Source organism: Streptomyces sp. NPDC057743 (assembly GCF_042798755.1).
GTDB lineage: Bacteria > Actinomycetota > Actinomycetes > Streptomycetales > Streptomycetaceae > Streptomyces.
In genome coordinates this window covers 283,482-297,167 of record NZ_JBHVJX010000005.1, presented here as the reverse complement: position 1 = coordinate 297,167, position 13,686 = coordinate 283,482, and the positions used below count along the sequence as shown (strand labels likewise).

Genomic DNA, 13,686 nt, shown 5'->3' with positions numbered 1-13,686 from the left:
GGTGTGGCGATCGGTGAGTGGTGGTTGGGGTCGGGGGGTGCGGGGACTCAGTCCGGGCGTTGGTCGCTCGGGACGGTGAGGCTGAGCAGTACCGGACCGGTGGGTGAGGCCACCACGTCCGAGACCGTGAGCGGGTCGAGCGTGGCGTAGAAGGCTTCCTGTGCCTCGCGCAGCGCCCGGCGCAGCCGGCAGGCCGCGCGCAGCGGGCACGGGGGGTCGCCCTCGCAGGCCACGACCTCGTCCTCGCCCTCCAGTTCGCGTACCAGCCAGCCCACCGAGGCCCGGTGTCCCAGCGCGGTCAGCTCCAGTCCGCCGCCGCGTCCACGACGGGCCTCGACCACGCCGAGGTGTTGGAGCCGACTGATCGCCTTCGCCATGTGCGTGTACGGCACGTCCATTGCCTCGGCCACCTCGCGGGTGGTCAAGGAGTCGCCGCGCTCGGCGACGGCCAGGCGCATCACTGCGCGCAGTGCCAGATCAGTGAACTTCGTCAACCGCACGCCATGAGGCTATCAAATACGCATGTTAGGTTCGCATTCAGGGGTGGTCCTGGGTTGCGCCGGGATAATGCAGAAGCAAGTGGAGGCGCTTGCTCGTGGGCGTTCATGGGCGTTCATGGGCGAGTGCGGATGCGCAGGGATGTGCATGGACACGCAAGGGATGGTGACCATTGATGGCTGACACCCCGCACACCGGCGGTCCCGCCGCCTCGGCCGGCGACCCGGTTCCGCGACTGCTGTGCGACGCCCAGGAACTCGCCGCCGCCGATCCGGCGCGGACCGGGGCGTTGTGGCGGCTGGCGGAGTCCGGTCGGCAGCTCGACGCCAACCTGGTGCGGGTCCCGCCGGACGGCTGCATCGATACGCACGTCGAACCGGATCTGGACGTGCTCCTCTACGTCGTGGCCGGCGACGGGACCGTGGACACGGAGCAGGGTCGGCAACCGCTCGCCGAGGGCGGGCTGCTGTGGTTGCCGCACGGCTCCCGCCGCAGCCTGACCGCGGGGCGGAACGGGTTGGCGTACCTCACGGTTCACCGTCGCCGCCCCGGCATGCAGATCCGGAGCCCTCGGCGCTGACGGCGAGCGGCCGCTCGGTCTTAGCTCGGTCTTAGGGGGTATCACCGTGGCCGCGGCCCGGACCGTTCCCCTGCCCATGCCCCTGTCTCTGACCCTGCCCCCGCTCCTCGTGCCCGTTGGCAGGGGTGCCGCCCATCATGCGGAGCATGGTCCGGCCGCCGGTGCGGAAGAAGCGCACGAGGAGGGCGGCGGCCAGGCCGAGGAAGGCGATGTTGAGCCAGGTCGTGTAGTTCCAGGAGACGCCCTCAGCGGGGAGCCTCGCCCGGGACTGGTCCGGGACCAATCCGAGGCCACCGAAGGCGAATTCGACGACGTAACCGGCGACCACCATGGAGAGGAAGAAGGTGCCGAGGAGCAGGAGCGCGGTCCGGGTGCCGTAGTACCTCCGGTAGATGTTGAGGATCGGCAGGATCAGCAGGTCGGCGAAGATGAACGCCACCACCCCGCCGAAGCTGATGCCGCCCTTCCACAGCACCACGGCGAGCGGCACGTTGCCGATGGAGCAGACGAACGAGGCCATCGCGACGAGCGGGCCGATGACCGGTCCCCAGAGCTTGGCGGCGACCGGGTGGCCCTCGAAGAAGAACGAGCGCCAGAAGGCGTCGGGCACCCATGCCGCGATCGCGCCGGCGATCAGCAGGCCGGTCACCAAGTCCCGTAGGATCGCCGCCCATTCCATGGCGAAGACGTGCGCGGTGGCCGTGACGCCCTCGCGGGAGCGCAGTCTGCGCAGGAAGGAGCCCGGGCCCCGGACGGACATGTCCATCGCGGCGTGTCCCTCCATGGAGCCGGCCAGTCCGCGCTCGGCCTGCGTCCGGGCCTCGCGCAGCAGCGGCTCGCGCAGGAACAGCCGCAGCAGCACCGCCAACACCACGATCATCACCGGTCCACCCACGAACTCGGCGACCGTGAACTGCCACCCCGTCAACAACGCCAGGATGACGCCGAGTTCGACGACGAGGTTGGTCGATGCGATCTCGAAGGCCATCGCCGCGGTGAAGTTCGCCCCCTTGCGGAAGAGCGAGCGGGCCAGCGCGACCGCGGCGTACGAGCAGGAGGACGAGGCCACGCCCAGCCCGGCGGCGAGGGCGAGGGTGCGCGGCCGGTCGTCGCCGAGCAGCGCGACGACGGTGGACCTGCGGACGACCGCCTGGACGACGGCGGACAGGGCGAACCCGAGGATCAGCGCCCAGGTGATCTCCCAGGTCATCGAGCCGGTAAGGGACAGGGCGTGCAGGACGGCACGCGGGGCCGTGTGCAGGGCGGGATGCAGGGAGATGGCCAGAGCGAGGTGCGGGGCGGCGTGCATGTCGGCATCCTTCCCGTGTGGCGGGGGCGGTCGGTGAGGGACACGCGCGGGGTGGTGACCGTTGGCCGGGACTGCCGCCGGGCCCGGCCGTCCGCCGATGGAGGAGAATCGGCCGGTGCACATCCTCACGTTTCCCGAAGCTGCCACGCCCGACGGGCTCCGCGTTCAGGTGGCCGAGCTCCAGGAGTTGGCCTGGCCGTCGACGGGCACCCCGACCGCACCGCCGGGCGCACCGGTCCATGACCCCGCGCTGCGGCCGGTGACTATGCTGCTGGTAGACGGTGGCACCGTCCTCGCCGCGTTGGACGTCCTCACCAAGGAGATCGTTCACGCCGGTCGGCGTTATGTCGCCGGTGGGCTGAGCACCGTGGTGACGCGCCCCGAGGCGCGCGGCCGCGGGCACGGCCGGCGACTGGCGTCCGCGGCGCGGGAGGCGATGGCCGAACGGGGCCTGGATCTGGGGCTGTTCACCTGCGACCGACCGCTACGGGCGTTCTACGAGAGCGCCGGCTGGCAGCACCTCACGGGCGCGGTCCTCGTCGGGGGAACGCCGGGGTCCCCCTTCCCCAGCGACGGGCCCGGGTTCGACAAGGTCACCATGGCCGACTTCTTCTCGCCGCGGGCGCGGCAGCACCGCGCGTCCTTCCAGGACAGCCGCATCGCCCTCCACCCGGGAGACATCGACATGTTGTGGTGAAGCACGGCGGTCATCGACGCCCCTGCTCGACTACGACCGGCCGCCGGTCACGAGCCACTCGCCCTAGTCGGGGGGTGACTCGTCGGCGAGCTGGTTGTTGCGGTCGATCTCCGGCATGTGTGTCTCGGCCCAGACCCGCAGGGCGGAGAGCGGTCTTTCGAGGGACAGGCCGAGCTCGGTGAGCCGGTAGTGGACGGCGGGTGGCACGGTGGGTTCCACTCGGCGCGCGACCAGGCCGTCGCGGACCAGGCTCTGCAGGGTGACGGACAGCATCTTCTGTGAGATGCCAGGGATACGGCGCCGCAGTTCCGCGAAACGGAGCTCGTCCGGAGCCTCCTCGGCCAGCACCTTGACCGCCATCGACGTCCACTTGGTGCCGATTCGGTCGAGCAACTGGCGGGTCGGGCAGCGCGGATCCAGCAGATCACCCCGCTCACCGCGCCGCCGACTGGTTTCGCCGGGCCTCGATGTGGTCACTCAGGGCTCACCACCTGAAGGGAAAGTGCCGTCTTGGGCGGACCAGGATAGTTCCCTAGCGTGACCTGGTCACCATTCCTCACCACCACACCTGGAGCCTCTCCATGCCCGAGCTGCGGCGCGTCCCCGTCAACGGTGTCGAACTCAACGTCGCTCTCGTCGGATCGGGCCCGGCTGTACTGCTGCTGCACGGTTTCCCGCACACCTGGGAGCTGTGGACGGACGTCATGGCCGACCTGTCCGGCCGCTACCGCGTCATCGCGCCGGACCTGCGCGGCTTCGGCGCGAGCAGCCGGGCCGCCTCCGGGTACGACGCGGGCACCCTGGCCGAGGACGCCGCGGCGCTTCTCACCGCGCTCGGCGTGTCCTCGGCCGCGGTGGTGGGCATCGACGCGGGTACCGCGCCGGCCTTCCTCCTCGCCCTGCGTCGCCCGTCTCTCGTCCGGCGCCTGGTCGTCATGGAGTCCCTTCTGGGCAGGCTGCCTGGCGCCGAGGACTTCCTCGCCGGCGGGCCGCCGTGGTGGTTCGGCTTCCATTCCGCCGCGCCCGACCTTGCCGAGACCGTGTTGGAGGGCCACGAGGCCGCCTACGTTGACTGGTTTCTGCGCGCCGGCACGCTCGGCGACGGGGTGCGCCCCGCCCTCCGGGACGCCTTCGTCCGCGCATACACCGGCCGCCAGGCGTTGAGCCGCGCGTTCTCGTACTACCGGGCGCTGCCCGAGAGCGCGGTACAGATCGAGCAGGCGGTCGCCACTGCCCGCCTGACGGTGCCGACGATGGCGTTGGGCGCCCGGCCCGTCGGTGCTGCGCTGGAACGCCAGCTCCGCCCGGTCACCGACGATCTCACCGGACACGTCATCGAAGACTGCGGCCACATCATCCCGCTGCACCGCCCGCGCGCCCTGCTCACGCTGCTGCATCCATTCCTGGCCGCTTAGGCCGCGAAAGCAGCGTGACCGGGGCCGGGGGCTGACTTTCCATCACACCCCCTAGGGCGCTTCTGACGGATCTCCGTGGAGGAAGGAGCGGCGTCTGGTGCGTGCGATCGCAAGGCGCCGGGATGGCTTCATAGCGGAGCTATGGGGGCATTTCGGCAACGCCGCGAGCGTGCGTGCCAGACGCCGCGACGCCGCGGAGATCCGTCAGAAGCGCCCTAGCCCACCACCCCGGCCAGGACCGTTGCCACGACCTTGTGGACGGCCGCGGTCGTCGGGGGGCCGGCCTCCCGGTCGGCGAAGAGGAGGTGTCCGGCGCCGATCAGGGTGGGCGCCAGGGTGTCGACGTCGGCGTCCGCCGCGATGCGGCCCAACTCCCGCTCGGCGGACAGGTATCCGGCGAGCATCGCGGTGGCCTCGGCGAGGACCGGGACGCCCGACGAGCCCGCCTGCCGCAACCGGGCGCGCAGCCCGTCCCGGGAGATCACCAGGCCGACGATCGCCACCGCGACCGTGCCGAACACCGTGGTCAGCGCCTCGGTGAGGTGGTCGGCGACCGTGCCGCTCCCCGCGGCGGCGCGGAGCGCGACGGCCTGGCGGTCGATCCGGCCGATGCGGTCCCGCACGAGCTCGGCGAGGAAGGCGTCGAAGTCGTCGAAGTGCCGGTGCAGCACGCCCTTGGCGCAGCCCGCCTCGGTGGTGACCGCGCGGCTGGTCAGGGAGTTCGGCCCGTCTCGGAGCAGTATCCGCTCGGCGGCGTCAAACAACTGCTCCCGCGCATCGCGGAGGGCGACCCCAGTCGGCACCGCGTATCCGTCCCTTCTTCCCGAACCGGCCCTGCCGGCGGCGGAGTTCTTCCCGCGCCGGCCTTCGTGCAGTGCGGGGCGACCCCTTACGTGATTATTGACGAGTGGGCGCGTGCCCACCATAGTGGGCGCATGCCCACTATGCCGCCCTCGGGGCCCGACCCACGTCAACTCGGCGAACTGGCCCAGTCGTTCGGCACGGACGCCGAACGCTACGACCGCGCCCGACCCCGCTACCCCGACGCCCTGGTGCGGCGGATAGTCGCCGGCCGCGCCGGTCTCGACGTGCTCGACGTCGGCTGCGGTACCGGGATCGCCGCCCGGCAGTTCCAGGCAGCAGGCTGTCGGGTGCTCGGGGTCGAGCCGGACGCGCGGATGGCCGAGGTGGCACGGCGACTGGGCGGCACGGCGGAGATGGCGCGGTTCGAGGACTGGGACCCGGCCGGCCGGGAGTTCGACGCGGTGGTCGCCGGCACCGCCTGGCACTGGATCGATCCGGTTGCCGGCGCTGCGCAGGCCGCACGGGCGCTGCGCCCCGGTGGCCGGTTGGCGCCGTTCTGGAACGTCTTCCGCTTTCCGCCCGAGATCGGGGCGGCCGTCGTCGCGGCCTGCCAACGGGCGCTGCCCGACGCGCCGTTCGACTTCGCGGCGATGGCGATGGCGACGGGGACGCTCGACGCGTACCAGGGGCAGTTCGCCAGGATCGCCGACGGGATCCGGGCGGCCGGCGGGTTCGGCGAGCCGGAGCAGTGGCGGTTCGACTGGGAGTGGAGTTACACCCGGGACGCCTGGCTGGATCAGATGCCCACTCAGGGGCCCTTCACCCGGCTTCCGCCGGAGGTGTTGGATGAGGTGTTGGCGGGGGTGGGGGCCGCCATCGATGCGGCGGGGGGCGGCTTCACGATGCGGTACGCGACGGTGGCGGTCACGGCCGTGCGCGCCGGGACTGGCGGATCTTCGGACAGACCCTAAACCGGGGCGGGCGTCCGCCCCGGTCGAACGCGCATGGCCGGGGCGGACGCCCGTAGGCGGGGGCTCAGCGGTGATGGCGGTTGCCGCACCAGCCGGGCGCGGCGCCGAGGGGGCGGAGGTAGCGGGCGGAGGCCCAGGCGTAACGGCCCTCGCGGAGCTTGTACCAGCGGGAATTGCCGCGCACGTTCTGGCCGTTCACCTTGCAGACGAGGGTGACGACCTCGCCGTGCCGGAGTGAACCCACCGCCCGGTAGTTGGTGCCGGGTCCGGTCCGGACCGTGAGCTCGTGCCTGGCGACGACGCGGCCCTTGTACGGGCCGTGGGCGGTGGCCGCGGGGGTCGAGGCCGGGTTCGCCGCCACCGCCGCGCCGCTGCCGAGGACACCGCAGAGAAGCCCCGCGCTCGCCAACACGGCGGCGCCCCTGCGGAACTTGGATAGGTGTGTCATGGCCATCCTCCTGGTCGAGGTCCGTCCGGCGATCCGGACGAGTCGGTCCGAAGCCAGGCTGCCCACGCCGGTGCCCGGATGGCTCGTCGGTTGGCCGAAATTCACCATGACGGGAACGCGTCGAATACCTGCGCGGTGCTTGGCAGTTGGCCGTCCGGGCGCCGTCGGGCCGGACGCTGGCCTTTATGGGTCTCCAGTGACCACGGCGCACAACTGTTCATCATAGGAATAATCCGGATGGCGACGTTGCGGGGGCGTGAGCGGGGAATTCGTTTCTGTAGGGGGAGGGGCGGCGGCCCGCCAGTTCGCCGGGCTTCCGCTCGACGTGGGCGCGGCTCAACTCCCGTCTGCTCGCCGGGTATTTCTCGCCGCTGGCCGGGCACGCAACTTCTCCTTCGTATACGAGGAGCCCGCACCCGACGGCGCTGGCGCGGCCCGCGCCGCCCCGTTCACCCGACCGTAACCGCACAAGTAAGTGGGCGTTAACCCGACCATGAGTGATGTGAACGACCGCCTTCTCAGCCTCGTCGACGGTGTGGTGGATCTGGACGAGGAGCGGCTGCCGCTGCTGACCGTGCGGGAGGCCCGCGCCGCGATCGAACTGCTGCGCCTGCTGGCCGCGGGGAACGGCGAAGGGGCGCACGCCGCACGGCACTTGGCGCGCAATCTGGTGCGCCGACTGCCTACCGAGCAATGAACGACAGACGGGGAGGCAGGGGAGACCGAGGAGGCAGGGGGTCGGGCCAGGGGTCAGGGGCCGGGTGAGAATCCGGGGTCGCTAGGATTTTCGACATGGCGAAACACCTGCTTTTCGTGGCCCTTCTCGGTCACGGGCACGTCAATCCCACCCTGCCACTGGTCGAGGAACTCGTACGGCGAGGCCATCGCGTCGACTACGCCACCAGCGCGGAACACGCCGATGCGGTCATCAGGTCCGGCGCCCACTGGGTGGAGCTCCCACCGGTCGAACGGATCGCGCCACCCACCGAGTTCGGCCCCGAAACCTTCGGCGTCTTCATGCGCCACCTCTTCGGGGCGATGCGAGCCGGCTATCCGGTGCTGCGGGATCACTGCACCGCCGAGCCGGTGGATGCGATCTGCTACGACATGATGAACTGGTCCGCCAGGATCGTCGCGGAGCAGTTGGGTCTGCCGGCCGTCCGCCTGATCCCCAACTTCGCGTCGAACGAGACCTTTTCGCTGTTCAGTGAGTTCCTGAAGGGGCCCGGCGGGGAGAATCCGCTGCCGGCGGTGCTCGGCCCGGGCTGTGCGGAGTTCGCCGCGGAGTACGGCGTCGCCCTCGACCCGGCGAACCTCCTGGACGTGACCGAGAAGGTCAACCTGGTGTTCATACCAAGGGAGTTCCAGCCCGCCGGTGACTCCTTCGACGAGCGCTTTCACTTCGTGGGTCCCGCGCTGGGGAGCCGGGAGGACGAGCCCTGGTCGCCGCCGGACCCCGAGGCGCCGGTGCTGTTCATATCCCTGGGCACGGTCTTCAACGACCGGCCCGACTTCTACCGAACCTGCATCGAAGCCTTCGCGGACGAGCCGTACCACGTGGCCATGTCCATCGGTGAGTTGGACCCGGCCGCGTTGGGGCCCATACCGCCGTCGTTCGACGTCCGTGCGCGGTTCCCCCAGCCGGCGGTGCTCCAGCGGGCCACCGCCTTCGTCTCGCACACCGGCATGAACTCCACGATGGAGGCGCTGTATTTCGGCGTCGGCCTGATCGCCGTGCCGCAGATGCCGGAGCAGGCCGCCAACGCCGGACGGGTGGTGGAACTCGGGCTTGGCGAGCAGCTCGACGCCCGCACGGTGACCGCCGGATCGCTGCGTGCCGCGGTCGCCCGGGTCGCCAACGACCCTGCGGTCCGCGAGAACCTCGCCCGGATGCGCAAGGTCGTGCGGGAGAGCGGCGGCGCGGCGCGCGGCGCGGACGTGGTGGAGGAGTATCTGCGCTGAGGAGCGCCGAGCAGCAACGTGCGGCGGAGAAGTGCCGTGCGAGTCGCCGGCGTTGCATGTCTCCGGTGTCTGACCGGTGTCGGAGATCTCCGGCGTCGGACGGTGAATCGGCCCGCCCCGCTCCCGGGGCGGGCCGTTGTCCTAGGCCCTGTCGTCAAACTCCCGCCTGCCGTCCGCCGCCCGGCACGCACTCTCGCCGCACCGGGCGACGACCCCAGTACGTCCAGTACAGGGGCCGCCGCCCGGCACACCGAGAGCACGCACCGACCACCGCCCGGCCCGCCCTCCGGGCGAACGACGGGAGTTTGACGACAGGACCTAGGGCGTGGCGGCGGACCGCGGGTCGGGCTCGGGGTCGGAGTCGCTGAGCATGCCGGTGCGGAGCGTGCTCAGGGTGCTCTTGAGCAGGCGCGAGACGTGCATCTGGGACACGCCCAGTTCGGCTCCTATCTCGGACTGGGTCATTTCCTGGCCGAAGCGGAGCTCTATGATCCGGCGCTCCCGGGGCGCCAGTTGACGCAACAGGGGCGCGAGGGCGTGCAGGTCCTCGATGGCTTCCAGGGCCGGGTCGTGGTCGCCGACGACGTCGGCGAGGGTGCGGCGCGGGCCGAGCGAGTCCGGGTTGGTCGGGGTGTCCAGGGAGTCCGCGGCGTAGCCGTTGGCGGCGACGAGTCCCTCGACGACCTCCTCCTCCGGGAGCTGGAGGTGCGCCGCGAGCTCGTCCACGGACGGGTCGCGGTCCAGCCTGGCGTGCAACTGCTCCTTGGCCTTGGCGAGTTCGGTGCGCAGCTCCTGCAACCGGCGGGGGACGTGCACCGCCCATCCGGTGTCCCGGAAGAAGCGCTTCATCTCGCCGAGGATGTACGGGACGGCGAAGGTGGAGAACTCCACCTCCCTGGCGAGGTCGAAGCGGTCGATGGCCTTGATCAGGCCGATGGTGCCGACCTGGACGATGTCCTGCATGTCGTCGCCGCGGTGGCGGTAGCGGCGGGCGACGTAGCGCACCATCGACATGTTCATCTCGATCAGGGTGTTGCGCGCGTACTGGTAGGCGCGGGTGCCCTCTTCGAGCTCCTGGAGCCGGGCGAAGAACAGCTTGGAGAGCTCGCGGGCGTCCCTGGGCGCCATGGCGGTGGGGCGACGTATCTTCGGTAGGCCGCCGAGCCCCGCAGTGTCTACCGCCAGCGGCCTGCTGCTGATCACGACGGACATCACGCCTCCCTCCGTGCCCGACCCCCGCGGGCACCTGAGCCGCCGCCTACCCGAAGTGAACCCAGGCATGCACGGAGGGTGGCGAATTCCGTCGGGAACGAGGGGCCAAAACCAGCCAATGGGTGGTGGGCCTTGGCCGGGACCGCGACGTGCGGCTCGATGGGGGCGGCGGCGCGGCCGCATGCGGCGTTACACCAGGCGCAGTGCCACGTGGATGCCCTTGCCGGCCGCGGTGGAGGTGATGGCGACGGAGGTGGCGAGCCGGTGGACGAGGGACCAGCCGTAGCCGCCGATCCGGCCGTCGCGGGCGTCGACCGGGGCGCAGGGGCGCAGCGGGCTGGCGTCCTCGACGGTCACTTCGAGACGTCCGCCCGTGATGCGGGCGGCGAAGCCGGTGACGCCGCCGGCGTGCCGCAGGGCGTTGGTGACCAACTCCGACGTGATCAGCAGGGCGTCGGCCACCACGATCTCGTCGACGCTCTGGTGGCAGGCGCGCAGCAGCGCGTCGACGAGGTCACGTGCCTCTGCCGACGTGGCGGGGAGTTCCGCTGTGCAAGCCACCGTTCACCTCCCGGGTGGTGCGATCCGACCTTGGGGAGCGTGTACCCGCGGTGGCGCGAAACGTGCATCCCCGATCCACTTTGCCATATGGGAAGGGGCGCCGGGCCGCTGACCGCCCTATGCCCGGGGCATGGGAGGCGCCGCTGCGGCCGGTGTGCGCGCGGGGCGTTGCACCAGGTCGAGGGCGATGTCCTCGATCAGGTCCTCCTGGCCGCCGACCAGAGCGCGCGCGCCGGCCTCGACCAGCAGGCTGCGGGTGTCCAGACCGTGCCGGCGGGCGGCGTCCTCGGCGTGCCGGAGGAAGCTGGAGTACACGCCGGCGTACCCGAGGGAGAGGGTTTCCCGGTCGACCCGAACGGGCCGGTCCTGGAGGGGGCGGACGAGGTCCTCGGCGGCGTCCATCAGCCGGAAGGTGTCGCAGCCGTGCCGCCAGCCCATGAGGTCGGCGACGGCGGTGAACGCCTCCAGGGGGCAGTTGCCGGCGCCCGCGCCCATGCCGGCGAGGGAGGCGTCGACGCGGCGGACGCCGTGCTCGACCGCGACCACGGAGTTGGCGACGCCGAGGGCGAGGTTGTGGTGGGCGTGGATGCCGATCTCGGTGTCGGCCTCCAGGACGTCGCGGTAGGCGCGGATGCGGTCGCGGACGCCGTCCATGGTGAGCCGGCCGCCGGAGTCGGTGACGTAGACGCAGTGGGCGCCGTAGGACTCCATCAGCTTGGCCTGGGTGGCGAGGGTGGCGGGGTCCGCGAGGTGCGCCATCATCAGGAATCCGGCCACGTCCATGCCCAGTTCGCGGGCGGTGGCGATGTGCTGGGCGGCGATGTCGGCCTCGGTGCAGTGGGTGGCGACGCGGACGGAGCGGACGCCGAGGGCGTGTGTGCGGCGGAGTTCGGCGAGGGTGCCGATGCCGGGCAGGAGGAGGGTGGTGAGGGTGGCGCGCTGGACGACGTCGGCGGCGGCCGCGATCCACTCCTCGTCGGTGTGCGCGCCGGGGCCGTAGTTGACGCTGGAGCCGGCCAGGCCGTCGCCGTGGGCGATCTCGATGGCGTCGACGCCGGCGGCGTCCAGTGCGGCGGCGATGGCGCGGACGTGGTCGGTGCCGTACTGGTGCCGGATGGCGTGCATGCCGTCCCGGAGGGTGACGTCCTGGACGTAGAGGTCGTGGGTCATCGGGTGGCCAGCCTTTCCGCGACCCGCATGGCTGCGGAGGTCATGATGTCCAGGTTGCCGGCGTAGGCGGGCAAGTAGTGGGCGGCGCCCTCGACTTCGAGGAAGGCGGAGACGAGCTGTCCGGTGCCGCCGGCGAGGGTGGTGAGCGGGTCGTCCGGGCCGATCGGGCGGATCTGGACGCGTTGTTTGAGGCGGTATCCGGGGACGTAGGCGGCGACCTCGGCGGCCATGGCGTCGATGGAGGCGGTGATCGCGGCGCCGTCGGCCCGGTGGTCGACGACGCAGTGGACGGTGTCGCGCATCACCGGCGGCGGATCGGCCGGGTTGAGGACAATGACGGCCTTGCCGCGGGCCGCGCCGCCGACCGCTTCGAGGGCGCGGGCGGTGGTCTCGGTGAACTCGTCGATGTTGGCGCGGGTGCCGGGGCCGGCGGAGCGGGCGGCGATCGAGGCGACGATCTCGGCGTAGCGCACGGGGGCGATCCGGGAGACCGCGGCGACGATCGGGACGGTGGCCTGGCCGCCGCAGGTGACCATGTTGAGGTCGGGGGCGGCGAGGTGTCGGTCGAGGTTGACCGGTGGGACGACGTAGGGGCCGAGGGCGGCCGGGGTGAGGTCGATCAGCTGCTTGCGGTGCGGGGCGAGGACGGCGGCGTGGTGGCGGTGGGCGGCCGCGGAGGTGGCGTCCAGCACGATGTCGATCTCGTCGAAGTCGGGCCGGGCCAGCAGGCCGTCGATGCCGTCGTGGGTGGTGGGCACGCCGAGGCGGCGGGCCCGGGCCAGCCCGTCGGAGGCCGGGTCGATGCCGGCGACGGCGGCGACGGTGAGCACGTCCGAGGTCCGGAGCACCTTGATCATCAGGTCGGTGCCGATGTTGCCGGAGCCGAGGATGGCGACCTTGGTGCGGTGCGGGGTGCGGCTCATCGCGCCGTTCCCTTGGTGGTCGGCTCGGCGGCGAAGAAGCGGCGGGCGTTGCCGCCGAGGAGCGCCGCGCGGTCGGCGTCGGTCAGGCCGGGGCAGCCGCGGATGGTGGTGCCGGGTTCCTGTTCGCCGAGCGGGAAGGGGAAGTCGGTGCCGAGCATGACGCGTTCGGTGCCCATCACGTCCAGCAGCAGCCGCAGCGCCTTGGGGTCGAAGACCGCGGAGTCGACAAAGAAGCGGTCGGTGTAGGCCGAGGGCGGGTGGGGGGAGTCCTTGCGGACGATGTCGCGGTGGTGCCAGGCGTTGTCGGCCCGGCCGAGGAGGTAGGCGAAGCTGCCGCCGCCGTGGCAGAAGCACATCCGCAGCGAACGCGGCAGCTTTTCGAAGGCGCCGGACAGGATCAGCGAGAGCAGCGAGAGTTGGGTTTCGGCGGCCATGCCGACGAGCCAGGGCAGCATGTAGCCGCGGGCCATCCGGTCCGCGCCGAGCATGTCCCAGGGGTGGACGAGGACGGGCATGTCGACGTCGGCGCAGTGTGCGAGGAAGCCCAGGAGGTCGGCGTCGTCAAGGTAGCGGGTCCCGACGTGGTTGCCGATGTGCACGCCGCGGTGGCCGGCCGCCTTGGCCCGGGTGACCATCGCGGCGGCCGACTCGGCGTCCTGCAACGGGACTTGGCACAGCGGCAGCAGCCGGTCCGGGGCCTGCCGGCAGAAGTCCAGGATGCGCTGGTTGACCAACTCGCACCAGTCGACGGCGCGGGCCGGCTCGGCGGTGTAGCCGAAGAGCAGAGGGGTGGAGGAGACCGCCTGGATATCGACGCCGGAGTGGTCCATGGCGGCCAACCGGGCGCCGGCGTCCCACAGTTCGGGACGGACCGGCCGGTAGTCGTCGGCGCCGCTCATCATCATCCCGCCGCCGTCGGCCATCTCCCGCAGCCAGGGTTCACCGGCGCCGGCCAGGATGCGGCTTTCCGTGCGGGAGATCCGCGGGAAGAGGTGGGTGTGGACGTCGATGACGGGCGTGGGGTCGGGGTGGGTGTCGGTGGCGGTCACGGGACTCCGTTTCGAAGGCCCGTGGGCGGACCGGCCGGGGGTGCCTGGCCCGCCCACGGGGGCGTGGGGCCCCGTAGTTGGGGCGGA

16 protein-coding genes are annotated in these 13,686 nt (G+C 71.6%); 6 read left to right on the top strand and 10 right to left on the bottom strand.

Features of this window, described 5'->3' with window-relative positions; genetic code table 11:
* Positions 1 to 47: 47 nt before the first annotated feature.
* Positions 48 to 500, bottom strand: a complete 453-nt coding sequence (nsrR, locus tag ACFVFQ_RS08190; RefSeq protein ID WP_383410746.1) for a nitric oxide-sensing transcriptional repressor NsrR — start codon at positions 498 to 500, stop codon at positions 48 to 50.
* A 173-nt stretch (positions 501 to 673) separates the two neighbouring features.
* On the opposite strand from nsrR, the gene ACFVFQ_RS08185 reads away from it, so the two are divergent.
* A complete protein-coding gene (locus ACFVFQ_RS08185) occupies positions 674 to 1,078 on the top strand; it encodes a cupin domain-containing protein (RefSeq protein WP_383410743.1) in 405 nt (134 codons plus the stop codon).
* A 31-nt stretch (positions 1,079 to 1,109) separates the two neighbouring features.
* Here the strand turns inward: ACFVFQ_RS08185 and ACFVFQ_RS08180 are convergent, their stop codons facing one another.
* Positions 1,110 to 2,387: a permease gene (locus ACFVFQ_RS08180; protein ID WP_383410740.1), complete on the bottom strand. Its 1,278-nt coding sequence runs from the start codon at positions 2,385 to 2,387 to the stop codon at positions 1,110 to 1,112.
* Between the two features lie 115 nt (positions 2,388 to 2,502).
* Here ACFVFQ_RS08180 and ACFVFQ_RS08175 point away from each other — a divergent pair, with 115 nt between their 5' ends.
* The gene (locus ACFVFQ_RS08175) at positions 2,503 to 3,084 is read left to right on the top strand and encodes a GNAT family N-acetyltransferase (protein ID WP_383410737.1); all 582 of its coding nucleotides are present in this window, start codon (positions 2,503 to 2,505) and stop codon (positions 3,082 to 3,084) included.
* Positions 3,085 to 3,147: 63 nt separating this feature from the next.
* On the opposite strand, the gene ACFVFQ_RS08170 is transcribed toward ACFVFQ_RS08175, so the two are convergent.
* Positions 3,148 to 3,561 carry a winged helix-turn-helix transcriptional regulator gene (locus ACFVFQ_RS08170; protein ID WP_383410734.1) on the bottom strand — a complete coding sequence of 138 codons (414 nt, stop codon included), beginning with the start codon at positions 3,559 to 3,561 and terminating at the stop codon, positions 3,148 to 3,150.
* 104 nt (positions 3,562 to 3,665) lie between these two features.
* Here ACFVFQ_RS08170 and ACFVFQ_RS08165 point away from each other — a divergent pair, with 104 nt between their 5' ends.
* Positions 3,666 to 4,499 carry an alpha/beta fold hydrolase gene (locus tag ACFVFQ_RS08165; protein WP_383410731.1) on the top strand — a complete coding sequence of 278 codons (834 nt, stop codon included), beginning with the start codon at positions 3,666 to 3,668 and terminating at the stop codon, positions 4,497 to 4,499.
* A 215-nt stretch (positions 4,500 to 4,714) separates the two neighbouring features.
* Here ACFVFQ_RS08165 and ACFVFQ_RS08160 read toward each other — a convergent pair whose 3' ends face one another.
* Complete coding sequence (locus ACFVFQ_RS08160) at positions 4,715 to 5,302, bottom strand: TetR/AcrR family transcriptional regulator (RefSeq protein ID WP_383410728.1); 588 nt, start codon at positions 5,300 to 5,302, stop codon at positions 4,715 to 4,717.
* A 132-nt stretch (positions 5,303 to 5,434) separates the two neighbouring features.
* On the opposite strand from ACFVFQ_RS08160, the gene ACFVFQ_RS08155 reads away from it, so the two are divergent.
* Complete coding sequence (locus ACFVFQ_RS08155; RefSeq protein WP_383410726.1) at positions 5,435 to 6,274, top strand: class I SAM-dependent methyltransferase; 840 nt, start codon at positions 5,435 to 5,437, stop codon at positions 6,272 to 6,274.
* A gap of 64 nt (positions 6,275 to 6,338) precedes the next feature.
* Here the strand turns inward: ACFVFQ_RS08155 and ACFVFQ_RS08150 are convergent, their stop codons facing one another.
* Positions 6,339 to 6,722: an SH3 domain-containing protein gene (locus ACFVFQ_RS08150; RefSeq protein ID WP_383410723.1), complete on the bottom strand. Its 384-nt coding sequence runs from the start codon at positions 6,720 to 6,722 to the stop codon at positions 6,339 to 6,341.
* 502 nt (positions 6,723 to 7,224) lie between these two features.
* Between ACFVFQ_RS08150 and ACFVFQ_RS08145 the strand changes: the two genes are divergently transcribed.
* Both ACFVFQ_RS08145 and ACFVFQ_RS08140 read left to right on the top strand, forming a co-directional pair.
* Positions 7,225 to 7,419: a hypothetical protein gene (locus ACFVFQ_RS08145; RefSeq protein WP_383410720.1), complete on the top strand. Its 195-nt coding sequence runs from the start codon at positions 7,225 to 7,227 to the stop codon at positions 7,417 to 7,419.
* Positions 7,420 to 7,514: 95 nt separating this feature from the next.
* On the top strand, positions 7,515 to 8,684 hold the full coding sequence (locus tag ACFVFQ_RS08140; protein WP_383410718.1) for a macrolide family glycosyltransferase: 1,170 nt from the start codon (positions 7,515 to 7,517) through the stop codon (positions 8,682 to 8,684).
* A gap of 318 nt (positions 8,685 to 9,002) precedes the next feature.
* Here the strand turns inward: ACFVFQ_RS08140 and ACFVFQ_RS08135 are convergent, their stop codons facing one another.
* The 5 genes from ACFVFQ_RS08135 to ACFVFQ_RS08115 all read right to left on the bottom strand — a co-directional run bounded on the left by ACFVFQ_RS08135 (position 9,003) and on the right by ACFVFQ_RS08115 (position 13,599).
* Positions 9,003 to 9,896, bottom strand: a complete 894-nt coding sequence (locus tag ACFVFQ_RS08135; RefSeq protein ID WP_383410715.1) for an RNA polymerase sigma factor SigF — start codon at positions 9,894 to 9,896, stop codon at positions 9,003 to 9,005.
* A 189-nt stretch (positions 9,897 to 10,085) separates the two neighbouring features.
* Positions 10,086 to 10,457: an ATP-binding protein gene (locus tag ACFVFQ_RS08130; protein ID WP_383410712.1), complete on the bottom strand. Its 372-nt coding sequence runs from the start codon at positions 10,455 to 10,457 to the stop codon at positions 10,086 to 10,088.
* Positions 10,458 to 10,574: 117 nt separating this feature from the next.
* Positions 10,575 to 11,627, bottom strand: coding sequence for a 4-hydroxy-2-oxovalerate aldolase (gene dmpG / locus ACFVFQ_RS08125; RefSeq protein WP_383410710.1), 1,053 nt, complete (start codon positions 11,625 to 11,627; stop codon positions 10,575 to 10,577).
* Positions 11,624 to 12,550 (bottom strand): acetaldehyde dehydrogenase (acetylating), encoded by a 927-nt coding sequence (locus tag ACFVFQ_RS08120; RefSeq protein WP_383410707.1) that lies wholly within the window; start codon positions 12,548 to 12,550, stop codon positions 11,624 to 11,626. The genes dmpG and ACFVFQ_RS08120 overlap by 4 nt, the downstream gene beginning before the upstream one ends.
* Positions 12,547 to 13,599: an amidohydrolase family protein gene (locus ACFVFQ_RS08115; RefSeq protein ID WP_383410704.1), complete on the bottom strand. Its 1,053-nt coding sequence runs from the start codon at positions 13,597 to 13,599 to the stop codon at positions 12,547 to 12,549. Before ACFVFQ_RS08115 ends, ACFVFQ_RS08120 begins: the two co-directional genes overlap by 4 nt.
* Positions 13,600 to 13,686: the final 87 nt, after the last annotated feature.

Bases quoted from the DNA above. Each gene is read 5' to 3' on its own strand.
- ACFVFQ_RS08150 (WP_383410723.1), bottom strand. From the start codon at position 6,722: ATGACACACCTATCCAAGTTCCGCAGGGGCGCCGCCGTGTTGGCGAGC.
- ACFVFQ_RS08180 (WP_383410740.1), bottom strand. From the start codon at position 2,387: ATGCACGCCGCCCCGCACCTCGCTCTGGCCATCTCCCTGCATCCCGCC.
- ACFVFQ_RS08120 (WP_383410707.1), bottom strand. From the start codon at position 12,550: ATGAGCCGCACCCCGCACCGCACCAAGGTCGCCATCCTCGGCTCCGGC.
- ACFVFQ_RS08135 (WP_383410715.1), bottom strand. From the start codon at position 9,896: ATGTCCGTCGTGATCAGCAGCAGGCCGCTGGCGGTAGACACTGCGGGG.
- ACFVFQ_RS08140 (WP_383410718.1), top strand. From the start codon at position 7,515: ATGGCGAAACACCTGCTTTTCGTGGCCCTTCTCGGTCACGGGCACGTC.
- ACFVFQ_RS08165 (WP_383410731.1), top strand. From the start codon at position 3,666: ATGCCCGAGCTGCGGCGCGTCCCCGTCAACGGTGTCGAACTCAACGTC.
- ACFVFQ_RS08155 (WP_383410726.1), top strand. From the start codon at position 5,435: ATGCCCACTATGCCGCCCTCGGGGCCCGACCCACGTCAACTCGGCGAA.
- dmpG (WP_383410710.1), bottom strand. From the start codon at position 11,627: ATGACCCACGACCTCTACGTCCAGGACGTCACCCTCCGGGACGGCATG.
- ACFVFQ_RS08185 (WP_383410743.1), top strand. From the start codon at position 674: ATGGCTGACACCCCGCACACCGGCGGTCCCGCCGCCTCGGCCGGCGAC.